Raw genomic sequence first — 19461 nt, 5'->3', positions numbered from 1 at the left:
TATAAGCTTATAGAAAAAACGCCAAAATTGGAAGATAAAAATAAGCTTTTCTCAAAAAAACTCGATCTTCCGGAGTAGCTTAGGGAAAACTAACTTAAGGTATCGGCAGAAAGTATGCCAAACTAAAGCAAAATCCGTTACCCCACGGCGGAATTACCGTTCGCCCTGCCAAATAAAGGAGCTACTAAACCATGCCACCTGCGCCTCCCGTGCGATAGTGTCGTAGGGCCTGCCATTGGGGTGGGCGGGGATCCAGCCCAGTATTTCTGCGATGCGGGCCTGGGTTTCCGGGGCGGCCAGCCAGGTTTTAGCGGGGTCAAGCTTCGGTTGCAGCTTTTCCGGGGCTTTGGGGACGGCCCAGAGTATGTCCGCCTGGAGGCCGTACTCGTTCCAGTCCCTGGGGATGGGGAAGATGGCGGCGTCCAGGCGGCCGGCGTCGTAGGAGGAGAGGCCCCGGACCATGCTGAGGGGGGCGTATACCCAGGCGGGATCGTTCCGCAGCAGGTTCAGCCATACATCAAACCAGGTGTAGGTTAGGGCGCCCTGCTGGAAACGGCGGTTGCCGTAGATGAGCCGCTCCTCCGCAAGTTCCCAGGATCGCCTGTCCCGGGAGAAGCTGCCGGGGCTGTCCTGTAAAAGCTGGCACAGCCAGGCGTGAACGGCATCGGCTTCGGCGCCGGGTATGATGAGGCTGCCTTCGCCGCCTGCGGGGTTCCTGATACGTTCCAGGGTAAGCTGGGGGTCTCCGGTTTTGCGGAATATGAGCCAGGGGTTCAAAGCCAGGGGTATGGTTCCCCGGTAGCCGGCCCGGTTTTCGTAGAGCCGGGGGAATACCCGCACGGGCGGCGTTTCGGCGTTAGTATCGCTGTTTGGTTCGATGTCGGATTGGCCGGCCGGGAAATCCTTCGTAATAATAATACCGTATTGCCCCTTCTTAATCCCGGCTTCCGGATCGTAGACGGCGATACGCGTGAAGGGGGGAGGGGATGACGCTTTTTCTAATAGTTCACCCCATTGTTTTTCAAGCCCCTCCGCCACATACCAGACAGGGCGGGGCCAATTCCGGTGGAGGGTGAACGCTCCGATTACCATAGCCGCCAGTAAAAGGAGGCCCCCCCCTCTTCGCTTGCTCATGATTGTGGCCTGATGTAGTAGGCGATGCGGCAGTAGTCGGGGTTCGTATACCCCACCGCTGCAGCCCAGGGCTTGGAAGTCCAGCCCGACGGAGTATCCCTGTGGGGCCATACTTCGATGTTGGTACGGTTATCCGATGCCTTGTATAGGGCCGGGACGTTCATGGTTTCCCATCCTGTTTTCTCGATGCCGTTTACATCATAGGAGTGCTCACCCTGCTCGTACTTACTGGGGTTGTAGTAAGCCATCTTAATACCGTCGTAGTTGCCGGCCCGGGAAATATCCAGATAGGATATCCAGGGGCGATTTTGCTTGTCAAGGGTAAGATCCACCCATTTGCCGTTGGCGCTCGACTCGTCGATGATGATGCTGGGGCCGTAGGATTGGACATACTTTCCACCTGCCCACGCCAATTTAAGGTAAATAAGCTGGGTGCTATTGGACTTGAAGAAGGCCAGATGGGCGTCGTTGTTGGTCTGATCGATCTGCATACTGACGTATTCCCCGGCGAAGGAATAGTTTTCATCGCCGGTCTGCATGGCGTACTGCACATTCCATTGGGCCGCCACGGGATTGAGGTCTGTGGTGGCATAGGCTATACGCAGCGTTGCATGTTCGTCATCGAAGTAGGCGACCACAGGTCTTCCGGTGTTTTGCACATCAACGGCGCTCCATGGGCCTGCATTGTCTGCGCGGGGGAAGTTATTGGTACCCGCCTCACCGGCGCCATTGGGCCTGACCCGGTTTGAACCGGTGGTATCCTGAGCATCAGAACCGCCGTCAAGGTTGATCCAGTGCTGGGCCGGGGCGTTCAAACCATGCTGGTTTCCGCTGGAGGGCGTGGCGTTGCTCGTATAATTACCGCTGCTGATAGAATACCCTGTCCTGCCAAACCAGTACTTCAGGGATTTATCCTTGGAGTCGTAGTAGGTAACATGCATATTATCACCCCGGTACACCACCCGTGGATTTCCAAACTGGCCGGTTATCTCATTATGGATGTCCAATTCCACGTTGTACTGGTGGTTTTCTCCTGATCCGTAATTTTCAAACCGGGAGGCGCCGGCGGGATCATAACCCTTAATGCCGCCCGATTGGGTGACGCCGAAATTACTATTATACTTACGGATACTATTGAAGAATACCGTAGGATAGGCGGTGGGGTTACTGCTGCCGACCGGATAATTCCGCTGGGGGTACGCATAATAGATATCCGTGCTATCCATGCCGCCGCCGCCGGTGTTCGTTAAAACATTCGTAGAACTGGTAGCATTATTGGCGGCCATGTAGACCGCCGAATGGGAAGGCGCCGACCAGGAAGACCAGAGCACTCCGTTTGCGGGATTCATGGTCATGGCGGGGTCCGTCGGGTTATTACTACCGGCGATCTGGGTTCTATCGCTCCCAATGTCTCCGGTGGTATGCCAGATATGAGCGGCCCGGTCATCCTTCCAAAGGTCGTTGCCGCTTATGCTGAGGTTGTAATCCTCCCGGTTCCAGGGGTTCCGGTTGTCGTTCCGCTCGTTCACCGTGGTGACGCCGTTGGCCAGCAGCCTAACATTGCCGCTGACGGCGGTTGCGGGTACCGTAAAGGTAATGCCCGTAGTGGTTTGATTGCCCACGGTTGCGTTTACGGTGGCGGTGTCGGTATCTAAGGTTACGGTGGTATTAGCGCCGGGGAATTTAAGGTTCCAGCCCTGGGCAACGATGGTTTCACCCCGGCTGAAGCTATACCAGCCCTGGCGGGACCGGAGGGAATTGTACCCCTTGCCGGTTTCCCGCTGGAGGGAATTGAGGTAGGGCGCCAGGGTTACGGCGATACGGTTGTAACCCATATCGGCGGCTAAGTTCAGACGCCACCCGTCGGCATTCCGCAGGACCAGGGGATACCGGCCGTTGTTGCTGCCCGTAAGTATGGCGGAGCCGTCGGCGGGTTCGCCGGTGTTGGGATGCAGTCTTGTAACGCTGCTGTTGGGGATGCTCCGTTTGTCTTCGACCCGTACCTGGACTTTCACGTTGTCCCCGGCCACGAAATTGGCGGGCAGGGTAGCGGTGTTCCAGACATAGGCCCATTCGGCCATATGCCCCGCAACATCTATCTGGTTGTACACAAAGGCGCTTTGACCGCTCATCGGGATCAGAAGTCCCCGGTTGTTGGGAGTGCTTGGATTGTAGGGAGTGGTGTCATCGGACTGGAGGATTTTGAATTCATTGTCGCTGCCGATCTTGATGTACACTGCGCCCAGACGCTGATCATCGTAGGCAAAGCCCCGGAGTATTACTTCCCCGCTCAGGGTGTCCTTGGCGAAGTTGGCGGAACCGTAATTGCCTTCGATGAAGTAGCTATTCTGGCCTGCGGCAAACCGGGGTTCAATATGGCCTGAACGCTCAATATTTCTATTGTTGTTCCTGGGATTGTAGAGGCCGCCCTTAAGCAGGTTGGGGCTGAGCGCCGCGTTCGGCGTTATGTTTATCGAACTGGGGGGCTGCGCCGCCGTTCCGGTTGCTCCGGTGATGCCCGCCGCTTCCCCTCCGGGATTGAAGTCCCAGAGTTTAACCTCCGGCTTAACCGTATCGTCGTTAGCCACGTTGAGCCCGATACGGACCACGTCGTAGGGCTGATCCCAGATGTTGAACCGCAAGTCCGGGTTCCCGTATGGGGTATCACGATATACCGGGGTAGTGCCATCGGGACCTACATCTATGTTCCCGCCGTCCATCATCCATCCCGTATCGGGAATCATGGGGATCTTCAGGGAGTTGTACACCCTGAGGACGAACCATGCGTCGTTCGGTATGGTGGTGTCCGCTATGGCGGGGAAATCGTTGCGGGTACCATCGGCGCCGCTGCCGTTGTAGTAATTGTAGGAAATTTCATGGGCATTGGTGTTATGGGCCCGTACGTCGGTTATGGTAAGTTCCAGAGCGGTGCCCGTACCAAAGCTGGTGTGGTCGGTTGCCATAAAGGTTGTGCCCACATCGTAGCCGTCCGGCGCACCCACCGCGGTCCAGTTCACGGTTCCCACCGCTTCAATGGAGTAGATTTTTCCGGTTTCCAGTACGCTTGCCGATTTTGAAACACGGTTGGTAACATACCCAAAGCGGTAGTGGAAGGGTTTGGCCCCGTCGTCGCCGGAGATATTGATCTTGAAGCTCAGCTGCTGGTTCCGGACGGTGAAGTTGGTGTTCCCGTAGTTGGCGCTAATGGTCCGGTGGCCCCTGGGGTCGGTGGTGGCCCCAACCTTGAGGACATCGGTGCCGATATCAACGCCGGTAACCTTGGGCGGGTTGTTGCTTATGAAAATAGTATTGTTGTAGTAGCTGGCGTTCCCCGCCTTGTCGTACACCAGATAGTGTACCGTTAACAGACCATCGTTGAACTTGGTAGTGTCGATACGGCCGTACCATTGGTAATTCGTTCCCGCATCCGCCAGACCTTCCAGGAATCCGTCCAGGTCATTGTCCTGGGTCGGCTCGTTTGCATCGATCTCGATCCCCGAAATATTAAGCGAGGACAGATTATAAAGGGGTTCATTGCCCAGCGTAGCATCGTTGTCGACATATCTCCTGGTGTACCGTAGGTCCGGGAATTTAATCCAGGATGCTCCGGTGTTGATAGTCATGGTGGGCGCCGGGGTGACGCCGGAGTTGGCGTCGGTGCGGCCCGTTGCCACCGTGATTGACCCGTCGGCCGGCTTGAATGCGGCGCCGCTGCCCATGGCTTTTTCATTCAGGGGGACGAATTGCTCGCCCCGGCTGAACCATGCCACCACCTTCTTTATACCCTGGACCGTGACGCCGGCGCCGGTATCCCAGGCAAGGCCCTGGAGTTGATAGCTGGTGCCTGCGGCCACACCGTTGCCGGTATAGGTTCCCAGGGGGAAGAAGTTGTCGATATTGAGGGTCAATTCCAGGGGCATCTTGAAGTCCGTATGATCCGTGGCCAGAATAGAGAGCACATAGTGTCCGGCCCGGTTAACGAAGAGCTGCTGGTCCCTGTTCTTAAGGGCGGTGGAATCGAATTCGAGGCGTACCTCATACTCGATATAGCCCTTCTTGCCCGCAGCATAGGTGTAGGGGCCGTCGCCGGTTTCGTTGAGCGCCGGTGATGCGGAAATCAAACCTGCGGGCGGACTACTGCCCAGGAAGGGGAGGTTGGTCCGGTTTGGACCTTCCAAGACGAGGTAATAGGTACTGGGGTTAAGACCGGCGGCTGGCACTACCGTTACCGGTTTGGCGTAGGTGGTTGCTCCGACTTCCGGCGTAATCGTGAAAATGTTAGTAGACCACGCGGTGGAGTCCTCGCCATGATAGGTAAGTTCTTTCAACCCGTTATCATCCCTAATCCTGGTTGTTATGGTAAATATGCCCCCAATATTCTGATTATTGGTGTTGTAAAAGAAGGGCCTTCCGTTTTTGGAATCCGGAGTAATGATGGTGCTGTTATTAACCACGAAGGGCAGGCCGTTTACAAAGGTAACCTGGACAGTGGCGATTTCTCCCATGGTTTTTGCCGCAAGATGGTTGAAGGGAGAAGTATCATAGGCCAGGGCCTGGATGGTGACCACCCTACCGTTACTGCCGCCGACCGGGTTGAGCCCGCCGTTATTGTTGAGGTTAAAGCTCCAACTGATGTTGGAACCCGGCGTACCGAGTATTGGGGCTTGGAACCAGCCGCCGCGATTGTCGCCCAGGGCTGCATAGGCGTCGTTTGTCGCCTGGTCCGACGTCCAACCAGTATCGGTAAACACATCGGTGATCGTGGCGGTGGCGGGGTCGGCTGATTTAAACACCCGGAATACCACCCGGTGTATCCAGTCGTTGTCCTTGGCGGTACCAACTACCTGGATTACCCCGCCCACTTCGTTTTGAAGCGCCGTTTGGGCAGGATTGGGCTGGGAGAAGGTGACCATAGGTTCATCTCCCTTGGGATTCACGATGATCGTATAGTCCACAATCGCCTTGTTTCCCGCTGAGTCAATCATCATAAATTTGATGGGCAGATCGCAAAGGAAGGTGCTGCCGCTCCGGAGAGAAACGTATCTTCCGACACCGGATACCAGGTCCGTGGTAAGATCCACGGAGTTGGGGAGCATGATGGTCCAGTTGTACAAGCTGCCTCCGCCCTGGGCTAAGTCCGGGTTGGCCGCAGATGGGGCGGTGTAGGAACCAAAAGCTATGGTATTACCGGCCTTGTTAATACCGGCGTTAAACTCGCGCCAGATCTTGCCATCCACCGTTGCGGTAGTTCCGGCCGGGCCGGCCGCATCAAGGGTACCGTTGGTAACTTCCCTTCGGCCGAAAAGGTAGTACAACTTGCTCACCGAGTTGTTATCCACGGTTATGCCGCGGATAGTCGCCTGGGAAGTTATTTCAGCAGGAATGGTATGATTGTCCGGGTTCGGATACTGCGGTTCAATAACCTCCAGCATGGGCTGCGATTTGTCCAAGGTGAAGTCCCTGGTGGTGGTAAAGGTTCTCCCGGCCCCATCGGTGGCTTCCAGGGTGAGGGTATGAAGACCTTCGGCGGTGGAAACCCGGGGGATGAGTATCCGGTAGTTGGCTCCCGGCGCTGCGGTTGAATCCGTATGCAGGGCGCCGGTATAGGTCCAGTTGCTATCGCTTTCCAGTTTTCCCCGGATCGTAGTAATGGTGTTAAGATCTGAAGCCTTAATATAGACGGCCATGTAATCAGCGCTGCTGATGTTCACTTCCATGCCGCTGTAGAAGGGCGGAGATTTAAAGTTCACCGTTTCCATAGCGGGGGCAGCCCTGTCGATGAAGAACTCTATGTTGTTGATGGCATCCCCTGATGCCGGAACACCAACGGTGGTGTTGATCTTGGCAGCCGCATTTGGATTCGGCGATGCCTTGTCCTTAAGCTCGAAGGAGATTTTGTACTTGCCATCGGTCAGACCGAGAGCGCCGGTTCCGGAGCTTCCCAGGTTGATGGTAAAGGCTTCCATGGTGACAAAGGCGCTGGTAAATACCGTATCCGACAGGTCGTGTGTGGTTCCCGCACCCCAGTCCCCTGCTCCGCTATTGGCGGTGTAATCCCACTTGGCAATGCTGTATTTGGCCACTCCTATGCCGGAATCGTCAGAAATGTTGCCCTGGATGGTGGGCTGGGCGTCGATTAAAACCGAGGGGTACCCCGTGGCGGCGCTTCTGTTGGTAACCAGATTACTGGTGGTGATCCTCGGCGGCGCGCCATCCATCTTAAACTGAATGGTTTCAATGGTCTGCCGGGGCGCTCCGTCCACTGCGGTGATAATAACCGTATAGATGTTAGAAGTTTCACCCGCCGCTTGAGCTGCTGCCAGGAGGGTTGTCATATCGGTCTCGGTAAAGGTTTTGTTGATGGTCAGGGTCTTCACTGCGCCGTCAACGATGGTTCCAAGGTTAGTAAAGGTGTAATAGGTGTTGTTCCCCACATTTATCCTGGCGTTAACTTCGCTGAGGGTAACATCCTTGACCGTTGCCAGGAGATTAAACATGAGTTGCCCGGTACTATGGGGTCCAAAGGTGTCACCGTCTACCAGGGCTTTGTTCGAAGCATCCTTCGGTGTAAGGATTATTTCCGGGGGATCGCTATCCAGGCGGAACGCTACCCGCTCGTATGGGTAATACTTACCCGTCGTAGGATCGTTAGCGCTGGCCCGTACGGTTAAGCCGTTTTCGCTGCCCCAGCGGTCAAACACCTTGATGTCCACGGTGTGGTAGCCCTGGCCCAGGCCGGAAAGGGGTATCTGCCAGCGCACGGTTTTTTGTGAACCATCCAGGTCGCTCAGATTTGGCAGATAGTCAGTAGTACCCGCCTCAATCCATGGGTTGACATCGGTGTTGGATGCACCGGGGGCATCGAAACGGTACCAGAACTTAATGACCGGGTTCCCGGAGACGATCTCAAAGACCGTGGAGAATTCATCACTGAAGGTTCCCGTCAGTTTTGGGGTGCCGTCGGTAATAACATCCGCAATCAATTTAAGGGACTCTTCATCCTTCGTGATGATGGCGGCGGTGTTCATGACCTTGGGATTGTACCAAATGCTTTCCGAGTTAGTGTCCAGGCCTTTGATGATGTACATCTGGTCTTCGTTAATATTCGTAAAGTTAATATCCGGCCCGGAGGAATCCTTGTAGAAGGTTTTTCCCAGAGAACCGGGATTGCCTACCGCGTCTTCCGCGCTCCAGAGGAGGCTGTGGGGCCCGTCATTCAGGGCGTTGAAATCCGCAGCGGGAATGTTCAGGGTCCAGGTTTTTGTTTCATTAATGCCGCTGAGTAAAAGATCGCCGCCGATCTTAACGGTGCCGTCGGGATTGAAGGCGTCATAAACCTTGCTGCCGTCCAGGGTGACCTTGAAGGTTTTGAGGGTGGCTTCCTTTACGGTTCCCGTAATTGTCTGGGTGGCTTTATAGGTATTTTCTATATGGGTTACCGTTATCTCGGGATTCCTGGAGTCCACGTTGAGCCTATAAATCGGCTCCACCGTTTTGACAGCCTGAACATTCAGGGTTACCGCAGGAGTTTGGTTTTGTGTGTAGGGGAAGGTCTTGTCCTTATCGGAGGCTACAACTTTGAACAGGTAACTCCCGTCTAAATAGGCCGATGGAACGGTATAGGTAAAGTTCCATTCCTTATCCGAATTGCTCGTGGACTGCGCTTTCTTTACCCTGCCTTCGCCGGCAGTATTATTGTAGGGAATCAGCTCCCAGTTAGCGGCCGGGATGGAGGCGGGGTCCTTCTGGGAAATGTAGAATAACAGCTTCGTGTCGTTGGTTAGGCCGTCCACATTGTCGTCATCGGTGACGAACCCTGTTATGGGGTAGCCGCCATTCTTTGGATCCAAGTTCAGGGTTCCGGAAATGCCGGTTTCATTGGTGGCGCCCATGGCGGGAATATTTATCACCGGTTTGTCCGTGTCCTGGTTAACCGTAAGGGGGTTGATATAACTGGTGTGGGCAATATTCCCCGCACCGTCCCGGGCGTATACGTGGAGGGTATATTTCGCCCCTGGATTAAGTAAGGTGCTGTCAACAAGACCCCGGTAGGCGCTTTTGGTTAGAACCGTGCCGCCGGCGTCGGTAAAGGGGCTCGCCATGGGGTGGCCGCTTACGCCATCAAGCGCTAAGTAATATTTAACCCCGCCAAATTCGGAGCCGTCGCTGCCCAGATCGGGAGTCGGGGATGTGGGATACATCACATAGGGGAAAATATTGCTGTCGGCATCCATGGCGTTCACGCTGAACCAGAAGAATCCGTTAACATTACTAGTCTCGATGCCGCCGGATGTCTCCGTTACCAGGGGAGTAATACTACCGATGGTCAAGTCGGGCTTTACGGTGTCCACCACTATGCTTATGGTTTTCTCCGTTGTTTTACCCGCAGCATCCGTAACAATAATGGTGTAAGTATACGTGTCGTCCGCCAGCTGGCCTGCACTGCTGCCGACCTCCTGCCTGATTATTACGCGCCTGTTCTTTTCGGCGGTGATGCCGGTCTGAGGGGGATTTGGCAGCTGTGATGTGACGGTTACACCCGTTGAAAGGGTAGCGCCATTACGTTTTACCAGCACCGGGTTGGCTGCCGCTAAAACGTTGGTGTCCCAGGCGTCGAAACTAAAGGAGAAATTGCCGTTGGCGTAAATGTTCCGGGTTATTCTGGTAATGCTTTGATAAGCGGTCTCGGTGTTATACGTGATATCGCCAATCACCGGGAGATTCTTGTCCAGGGTAAAGTCCACGCGTACCGGGTTTCCGGCTGTTGTGGAACTGCCGCCGAAGTTGGCGCCGATGTCCTTACCAATTACCCATAGTGTCAGCGCACCTTCTTCGATACCGCCGCCGCCGAAATAGGTGGAAAAGTCTACATACTTAGACCACTCTTCGGCTCCTTCGGCCGGTGACCATTGGGTGGAAACTGAATTTGCAGAGGAATTGGGATAAGTCCGCTTTCCCGCAACGGTGGGAGCGATTGCTTCAAGAAGCGTAGCCGCCGCTGAGCTATCGGCAGGGGTCTGGGTAATACGATAATAGACGGAATGTACGGCGTTGCCGTCGACGGCCGTACCTTTAATCTGTATGGGGGATTCCGAGAAACTGGCCGAGGGGATGGGTTTTGTAATAACAACCGTGGGTCCGGTTTTGTCAATAGTAACCGTGCGGGTAACCACGCTGCTTTCTTTTCCCGCCAGATCATAGGCCTTGATAGAATAGATGAAGGTTTTATCCGTAACATCAAGTTCAGTTTGGGTCAGGGTTTGTGTTGAATCGACGGTACTCCCATCTGCCGCGAATTTTCTGGGCAGGTTGTTGACAGGCAAGGTCCAGTCTTTTGTGGTCCCGCTTCCGGTAATGCCGCCGGTGGTTTTAAGTGTGGCGATCACCACCGGGGCTGCATTAACATAGCTGCTGTCGGCGTTTCTGACATGTTGGGTAATTACCACCCTGTCTATATTGGTTTCTTCGACCTTGCCGGATAGGGTAAAGAAAGTATCACGGGCATAGGTATATGAGGCGGGATGCGTAGTAAGAGAGAAGTCATTCATAACGGTAGTTTCGGTAAGCGCAGGATCGTCCTGATCCACCCCGAAAAGACGGGTATAGGAAGCGCTGAGATTTCCCGCATTATCATAGGCCCGCACCCAGAGTTTATTGGCTCCCGCTTGCAGGCTGAAATCTTCCAGGTTGAAGGTTTGGTTCCATTCCTGGGTGGACGAATCGTAGGTGGCCGCCTGCCAAACGCCCGTATTAGTTGGACCGCCGGGGGCCGCCGGAGTGGCGCTGAGGTTATGGCTTGCCCAGAAAAGTACCTTGGATATTCCGGAGGGTGTAAGGGTTCCCTCAGGCGGAGTGGGGTCAAGGTTCCGGTTGTGATCCCTGGCGCTTCCTCTGATCGTCAGGCTGGTTCCGCCTATCCAGGTGTTAACACCATCTTCGCTAACAGCGGCTTGGGGATAGGTAATCGTAATATCGCTTGTGCTGCCGCTGATATTCTTGGGTTCGGTGGTATCCACCAGGACCGTTATCGTTTGTTCCGTGATCCGCCCTGACTTATCGGTCAGGATGATGGTATAGGTATAGGTCCCATCCTCCAAGGCGTATGGGTGCGCAGCCGTTTGCCGGCGGGGGAGCGTTTCTGTGCCCATGGTCCAGGCCGCAAGGTTACTGCTGTCCAGGCCGGAACCGGTACCGGAACCAACGGTGAAGGCCGCGGCGTTAAATATCTCAACCGTTGCGTTGGCGCCGGAGACGCCGAGTTTCTTCTGGACTATGCTTACGGATTTAAGGCCGTTCGTGTCCCAGGCATTACCGGACAGGGTAAAGTTGCTGTTTCTCGGACTTGTTACGGCAGGTATGTTCAGCAGAGTCGGGGGTGCATCGTCTACCCAGAAGGTTTTGGTTACCGCGGCGCTCATGTGACCCGCCTTGTCCCGGGATTTAACCGATACGGTACGCGGACCTTCGGCGCTTAGGCTGTATGACGCGCTGTTCCAAGTGGCAAGACCCGGATTGCCCGTGTCCACCGTGATGCCCGCCTTTGCCCATCCGCTGCCGGAAGTAATGTTGCCGGCCGCATCAACGACCAAGGCCGATGGCGCAGGGTTTCCAGCGCCGCTTCCGGTACCGTCTCCGCTGCTGTACCAGATATACACGGCGTCTATCCCCGAACTCGGGGCGGCATCCGTGGCCCTTCCGGTTATGGATATTGATGATCCGTCATACCATTTCTGGTTAACCACCTCCGAAGGACCGGTTATTTCCACTACCGGTGCATTTCCGTCCACATACACAACCCGGGTAATGGTGGTTTCTTTACCCGCATTGTCCTTAACAGAAATAGTATAGGTGTACTTGCCATCCGCCAGGGGAGCCATTGGGTTCCCAACCGAATCGGGTCTACGGGGCAGGTTTGTAAGCTGCCACCACCGGGTTGTGGCAGGTCTGCCGGACGGAATGGACGCATGGCCTTGGGTTTCGGTATAGTTAGCAACACTATTGCTGCTATTGGTACCGTAGATTTTAATGGGTACCGGAGGATTGCCGTTTATGGTCTGGGTTATCTGAACATTTTCATAATCCTTGATACCGTAGGAGTCATATATGGTGCCCTCCAGACTGAACAAAGCGGTCTTATAGAGATCCTGGGTGGGAAGGGTGGCGCTTAATTCATCCGCATCCGGAGGAGCCTTATCGGCCCCGAAGAGGTATGGTACCGGTGCTGTGGTTGCGGAAATATTGGTGGTTCCGCCTATGTTCCCCGCCAAATCCAGGGCAAGAACCAGGAGTTTGTACTTGCCCTCAACAAAGGTGCTGTTGGAAATGGGCAGGGTTATTTCAAAGGCGCCGCCCGTTCCGGCACTGACTGCGGTCCAAACGGAGCCGACGGCCTGGAGATGAGCCTTGGTGTCATAGGTCGCCGGGGTCGGAGGATTGGCAGGATCTCCGTACCAGAAATACACCCTGTCCACACCGGAGTTATTGCCGCCGCTATCATAGGCGTTGCCCTTTAAGATAGTGGTTGCCGCGAGCCATGAATCCTGCGCCGGGTTAACCGGCGGTGTGGATAGCGCCACCGTTGGAGGCTGGGTGTCTATGGTAACATGCCGTTCTTCCACGGTGATTCTTCCGGAAACATCGTAGACGGTTATGACATAGTCAAATGTTCCGCTGTCCGCAAAGGGTGTTCCCGTTAATGTAATGGGCGTAAAGGAACTAAGACCGGTCCCGCTGCCAATGGATGCCGGGTTGGAGATAGTTTGGCTGATGCCGGTATCACTGACGTAGGGCAGATCCTTAAAGAGCCAGTACTGGATTTGATTTTTATCAGCGCTATTGGTGTTCAGATTAAGGGTAACTGTTATGGTCTCTGGTACCAAGGATGGCTCGGGGCCAACCCTGGTCTGTTTTAATTCGATTTTTTGTACGCCGTTGGAATCGCTGGTGTTACCGCCCATGGTGAATAGGGGACTCCTGGATACCCTTCCCCTGGTGTCAATGATATCTTCACGCAGAGCCGGCGGGGCATTGTCCTTGGAGAAGTACCTGATATTCACATGATCCGTATTAGTGCCCGTATCAAAACATTCGATGGGACTAACATTTCCGTGTCTATCCTCTGCGACAACCGCAACCCTGCGGTAGCCTTCCTGGGTTCCCAGAGCAATAATCGGCTTGTTCCAGTCCGCAGCAATGCCTCCGTCGGCCCTTTGCCATTTACCGGCTGCCTTATTGGCCGCATTGAACTCATCTATTCCCGAAATATTTCCCGGAATAATACTTGTTCCGGACCCGGTCCAATACCATATTTCCCGGTCGGTTCCCGGGTAGGCATCTGTGGAGGTACCGCTGATTTTCATTTGGCTGCTTAAGGTCTGGTAACCATCCCCCGGTTCTAAGATATGTACCTTGGGGGGCGTGGTATCCACGGTAATCTTTCTGGTCTCTTTGCCGGATTTTCTGACCGCCGGGTCGGAATAGGTCAAGTCATACACGGTAAATTCATATTCGTAGATGCCGTCAACCGCAGTCATGGGGCTGCTATAGGAACGGTTTCCGTCGGAGTCCGCAGCATTGGCTTCATTCCAGGGCAAATTGGAGAAGGGCGCAGCTTGTTCGGTAGGACTACTGGAATAGCTTGTTATAAGAATAGTTTTTGTGGTAGCCACGGGGTTGCCGGCAATTTCAATGGTCTGTTTCTGAGTTACTTCCAGACGGTACACACCATAGCTATCCTTTAAATTCACATTAAGATCGAAGCTTCCTTTCCTGAGGGGGCTCTTTTGGGCTCCCGTCAATGAAGCGGAATCGTAAACCACATTGATCGTGGGATCAACCAGGGTTTCTGTAACCGTGGGTTTTTCCTTATCCACCCGGAAATCGTATCTCAGGGGAGCGTAGGTGGCGCTTGGGCTGGTACCGGTCTTTTTACCGCCTATGTTGCCGGCCCCATCCACTGCAATAACGTACAGGGTATAATACCCTTCCGCAAAGTCGTTCTCTAATATGCTGCTTAAGGGCACAGTCCAATCGGTGGTTCCCACGCGTTCCCAGGTTTTTGCAGGAACAGGCGGGTTATACATAATATGGTCAATAGTATCATAAGCCGGCGCTTGTGGCGGGGTATAGCTTGGGGAGAGGGTTCCCTTGCCGTACCAGGCGAAGACCGCGTCTATATCGGTAAGATCATCGGTGGCATTACCAAGGACCTTGGGGGCATTTTGGCCGTCATACCAACTATTCTCCGGTTTATTGGTGGCCTTGAGTGTTACCTCCGGGGGTTCTATATCCACTACTACATAGCGGTATTCCTTTGACTCTCTGCCGAATTTATCTGTGGCGGTGATGATATAGTCAAATTCTCCGCTCTTAACCTCATGGATCGGCATAGCCGGGGTTCCGGTATTCTTCATGGGCAGGCTGAAGCCGGAGGCTACAGAAGTACCGCCCACAGTAAATCTATGCCCCGTGTCCCAGGAATGGTCCAATCCGGGCAGCAGATATGCGCCGCCGGAAACAAACGCAGAAGTAGCCTCGTTCCAGCAATTAAACACCTCATAGGTAAAGTTGTAGGCGGGGTCGGTAGGGGCGCCCTGGTATGACTGTGTAATGGTAATGCGCCGTACCCCATTAGCATCCCCTACAACTCCCTCTAAGTTGAAGCTGCTGGCTACCTTTTTCCGGTTTCCGATCCCATATGCGGACCCAACAGCGGTTTCCGTTAGCTTGGGATCATATTTGTCCAGGGTGTAGGGGAAATCATAACTCGGAGAAGCCGGGTAGGGATCGCCGTTATTATCGGTATAGCTTATCCCGGTATTCCGGTGACCCAGTATGTCGAAGGCAATTATTTGTATATGCCTGGGCCCTTGCACTGCATCGTCAGGAAGGTTGTACTCAATAGTCCAAGAGTTGTTTGTGGCTTTTGTCCATTCGGTACTCAACTCCGCAGCAGCTGCGGTAGCAGGAATGGGAGACGTGGGGGATGCTCCGATAGGACCGTCCCAAAAGTAAACATCCCCGGGATTCGCGTCAATCATCTCGCCCGACAGAATCATGCTGGTCGTTGGGATGAAAGCCGACAGTGTTGGTGAGCTATGGTGGGAGGTAATCTTAACCACAGGCGGCTTGGTGTCTATGTTTACAATCTGTGTTATAGGGGTGGAGGACGGTGTGTGACCGGCCATATCGGTAAGGGTGAGGGTATAGGTATAAGTACCGTCATAGGCGCCGTTAGCGGTAGTCCAATCAGTGATGGTGCTGCCATCAGCCTTTCTGGGCAGGTTGCTCAGCATCCAGTCGAGGGATAGGGCGCCGGGACTGAGCGGGACATCCGGCGTAAGGATTGGAGTCGTTACACCCGCCTTGCTCTGTGTTATGGTGAATGTTTGCAGACCCAGGTTATCCGCAATGTTCCCGGAAAGATCAAACCGGAAATCCCGGTAAGGGGGATTAAATGGTTCGGGGGCTGCGGTAGAAGTACCGCCGGTGGGGACATTTCCCACTTTGACAGTTATAGTAGGACTATGTTTATCTAAACCGTATTTCTGGCTTACCGTCGGCTCCGGACCGCGGTTACCGGCCTGATCAACTGCGTAGAGGTACAGGGTGTAGATCCCCTCGGCATCGGTTTCGCTCACCGAAACAGACCAGCCCGCTTTGGGCTCATTCGGAAAATCTATGGCCGCCAGGAACCAGCCGGCGCTTGCCTCGCTGCCGATGGCCGGAAGGCCCGGATCGGCCGGTGGAGTTGAGGGGCTTGTCCAGGCGATTTTCTTGTAATAGATCTGGCGGACCGCTCCGGTGGCGGCCGCTTCGGTTATTTCGGCGGAGCTATAGGGATCCCAGACTCTGCCGCTTATGCTGCCGATTCCCTGGAACCACCGTATGTTGCTGTTCCCATTGGTAATTTCAATATGGGGTTTTTCCTTGTCCAGTTGTACCGAGAGGATTTTTGTGGTGTCCTTGAGGAACCTGTCCTGGGCGATCATTCCCACCGTAAGGTGAGGGGTCGCAGTATTATCAATACCCTTTATGTGGAATTTATATTGGGTGGTCGTTTTGTCATTAGCCGTGGTGGTTACCGGTACAGCAATAGTCGTTACATCCGGAAGTACTTTGGTTTGAATATAGGTTACCAGCGCCGCTGCGGGCATACCTGTGGCGCTTAGCTTATCCGCGCCGTATGTGCCAAAGTAATAGTGCTGAGATGGATTATCGGTTATAGCGTCAAACCAGTTTGCAGGCGCGATCCCGCTAATCCACCGGAGGTAGTCAAGGTTCCAGTATTGGAGTGCGATATTGGATTCATACATTAATTGGGGAGGTCTGACTGCCAGCTGCAGGGGGCCGTTGGCATCGGACACATTAACCGTCATGGGTAATTCTTCTGTCACAAAGTCATTATTTTTGACGCCGACAATTTCAATCCCCGGGGATTCGGCGTCAATGGCAAACCAGACCGGTTTTACGGGCTCGTTATTCGATGTGGGGGCGCCGTCCTTCTTACCGGCGTCGTCCGTCACGTATACCATTAAACGGTACACCCCATCGGGAAGGCCGGGAGCGCTGGTTATGCCATAGGCTTTGCCCAGATCCTGGCGGCTAAAGTTGAAGGAAAGAGATTTACCCTCCCGCCCGTTATACAGCTCGGCGTTGAAGGGTATTATTTTTGCATCGATCTCAGGATCGCCCTCTTTGAGAATCTTGAACCCGACTGAAGCCGGGCTAACGAGAATGCCGTCATCGTCCTCCAGGGTTCCCCGGATACGCACCGTTGATTCCATGATATTGTCATAGACGCCCTTCAGTTTTGCCGGAGTGTCTACGGTGTCCTTGATATCGGTAAATGTAACGTAGGGCTTATCCGATCCCTGGTTCACCCGGAGGTGGTAGCCGATGGTGTCGGTACCCTTGAGCAGGGCGGCCAGGTTATTGGCCTTATCCTTGGCGGTGATGAACAGGTACAGTTCTCCCTCACCGCTCCAAGAGGAGGGGATCGCCGTGGTGGTATCCAGGGTTATAATGTCCGCTGCGGTGGAACTTATACCGGTCCCCGTATCGGATGATCCCAGGAGCCTATCCATGAATCCCGCTATCCACTCGCCGTCGCCGTGGGAACGCCAAGTACGTTCATCGCCCGGTAAGGCGTCGTACATAAGATCCATGTCCAGAGCGGCGCCGGCTGAGTTCAGAGGCAGGATACTCTTTAGTTTATTCGTTTGGGCAGTGGGATTAGCGAGATCGTAGGCGGTGTACTTCACCCTGGCCAGGAGGTAGCGGAGGCGCCGTATTTCCCTGCCCGCAGTATCCACTTCCTGGATTCCCAGGCCGTTCTGGTCAAAGGGGGCCACATTGATTTTTACCTTGCCGTTTACGATATACGCTTCCGGAATATGCTGGGCGTTATCCGCCAAGAAGGAGGAGCGATCCTGCTCATGGTGAACCAGGGAGTAATAGTTGGGGTCCGCGGGGTCCACATAGACACCGGGGGCTACCAGGGTTATTTGTACCGTGGGGCGGGTGTTGTCGATGTAGATGGTCTGGGTATGGCTAAACCGCGCCCCGGCCTTGGAGACCGCCTGAATCGTAAATTCGTAGGTTCCCGAGTCAAACAGATAGTTTGCGCCGTTGGTTTGCGGGTAGGAATAGCCGGGGATTACGAAAGCGCTTACCGTGCTGCGGGATTTGGTCGCTATGCCGTTAATATCCTGATCGTACAGGTTTTCTGTGTTTGTTGCCCAAGCAAGGGAGTGCTGCCCCGTTTCGCCGGATTTTCTGACCAGCAGATCTATCTCACCGATGCCCATGGAGTGGGATGCCTTTGCTTCGATGACAAAGGATTCGCTTTGGTAGGTATTGTTGGGGGTAAATTTTACATCCAGGCGGGGTGTTTCATTGGAAGGGACCACACGGACTTTCAGGTAATCGTACTCAACCCCATCGATAGTGTGGGTGGGCGGGAAAATAGCGCTGATCCCCTCGCCCTTGCTGGTATCGGTAACCAGGAACTGGAGCTGGTAATTTCCCACCGGCAGCGGGTTAGCGATCCGGGGGTCCTTAAACTTGGTTGGGTCCAAATCATCCAGTTCCTGGTGATTGGTGATGTAGTACCGGAATTCCCGTCCCCTTGAATTTGCCAGGGAGGATGCGGGGTCAAGTTCCTTCCAATTTGGTATATCCACATCGGCCCAGTGGGACGGTTTGGGTGTACCCTCGCGCCAGAGCTTAATTTTTGGAGATTCGTACCTAACCCCCTGAATATCTGTGGCATAACCGATCAAAACGCCGCCGGAATCGATGGAAAGCCCGTTTTTTGCGATGGTAAGCTCCTCTCCAAGCAACTGGGTCCGATCTTTCAGGCTAAAATTGGGGATATTGAGGTCGATCCTTGGGGGTAAATTCTTAATCGTATAGGACAAAATCTCGGTATCGTTTGTTTTTCCGCTATTATCCACCGCCCTGAACCGTGCCAGGAGGATACCATCCTCTTCACTGGCGGTATTTTTTTGCCAAACCCAGATTTTTCCGTTTTCCGGCGGGTTAATGACAACCCATTCCGGACTTTCTTTGTGAAAATTTTCTTCCAGAGCGGCATATACAAAGACATTTTCCACCTTGATGTCATCGTCGGCAAAGATGCTAAAGTTTACCAGACCATTGAGATAATCCCCTGCTTCGGGGTCAAGAACGGTTATTTCCGGTCCCGTAATATCTACACGACCGCCCAACCCTGCTTGAATAGGACTTTCACAAGAAAACAGAATCCAAGCCGCCAGAACCAAAGCCGCACTCTTTTTAATAAACGATATCATCACGCACCCCTGTAAAAAGTAAAAAATCATTGCTGAGAAAAACATTTTCGAAAATTTGAGAGTAATGAAGTGTTTTAAAGACACTTAGATCTTTCATTTTTATTTACATTTTTACTTACACTTCATTTTAATTAGAAGTAAAAGTAAATGAAAGATTTTTTTACCCGGATTTATTAAAATATTTGTCCTTCGGATCAGAAAATTGTAAATAAAACCAAAAAATGCGAAAAAAACACATCCCATGCCGGTTCATCCATAAATAGTGGTCTATATTATCGGTAGAATGGCCCTTTTCGCAGGTTTTTTTGACAAGAATTATAACTGCGGGGACAAAATAAGGCGGGAAGCCATAGGCAGGAAAGGCCTAGACAAGGCCCTCGTTTTTTGCTACATTTGAAACTATACGGCGCCGTACCCAAGCGGTAAGGGAGAGGTCTGCAAAACCTTTATGCGTTGGTTCGATTCCAATCGGCGCCTTAGTTTTTAGTCTACTTTGTTTGATATTTCTTTACAT

General features: G+C 53.6%; 2 protein-coding genes and 1 tRNA gene. 1 reads left to right on the top strand and 2 read right to left on the bottom strand.

What is annotated here, in order from left to right:
- Positions 1 to 153 precede the first annotated feature (153 nt).
- On the bottom strand, positions 154 to 1134 hold the full coding sequence (locus LQZ19_RS07875; protein WP_411047122.1) for a hypothetical protein: 981 nt from the start codon (positions 1132 to 1134) through the stop codon (positions 154 to 156).
- Positions 1131 to 18947, bottom strand: a complete 17817-nt coding sequence (locus LQZ19_RS07870; protein WP_411047121.1) for a hypothetical protein — start codon at positions 18945 to 18947, stop codon at positions 1131 to 1133. The genes LQZ19_RS07875 and LQZ19_RS07870 overlap by 4 nt, the downstream gene beginning before the upstream one ends.
- Positions 18948 to 19352: 405 nt before the next feature.
- Here LQZ19_RS07870 and LQZ19_RS07865 point away from each other — a divergent pair.
- Positions 19353 to 19424 (top strand) — tRNA-Cys (locus tag LQZ19_RS07865).
- The last annotated feature ends 37 nt before the right edge of the window (positions 19425 to 19461 follow it).

The sequence above is a fragment of the Treponema primitia genome (genome assembly GCF_046533075.1).
Lineage (GTDB): Bacteria > Spirochaetota > Spirochaetia > Treponematales > Breznakiellaceae > Termitinema > Termitinema primitia_B.
The sequence above is the reverse complement of the archived record's forward strand: the minus strand, read 5'-3'. Positions and strand labels throughout refer to the sequence as shown.

What these genes read in the sequence shown, in the direction of transcription:
- LQZ19_RS07875 (WP_411047122.1), bottom strand. Translation starts at nt 1,134, where the DNA reads ATGAGCAAGCGAAGAGGGGGGGGCCTCCTTTTACTGGCGGCTATGGTA.
- LQZ19_RS07870 (WP_411047121.1), bottom strand. Translation starts at nt 18,947, where the DNA reads ATGATATCGTTTATTAAAAAGAGTGCGGCTTTGGTTCTGGCGGCTTGG.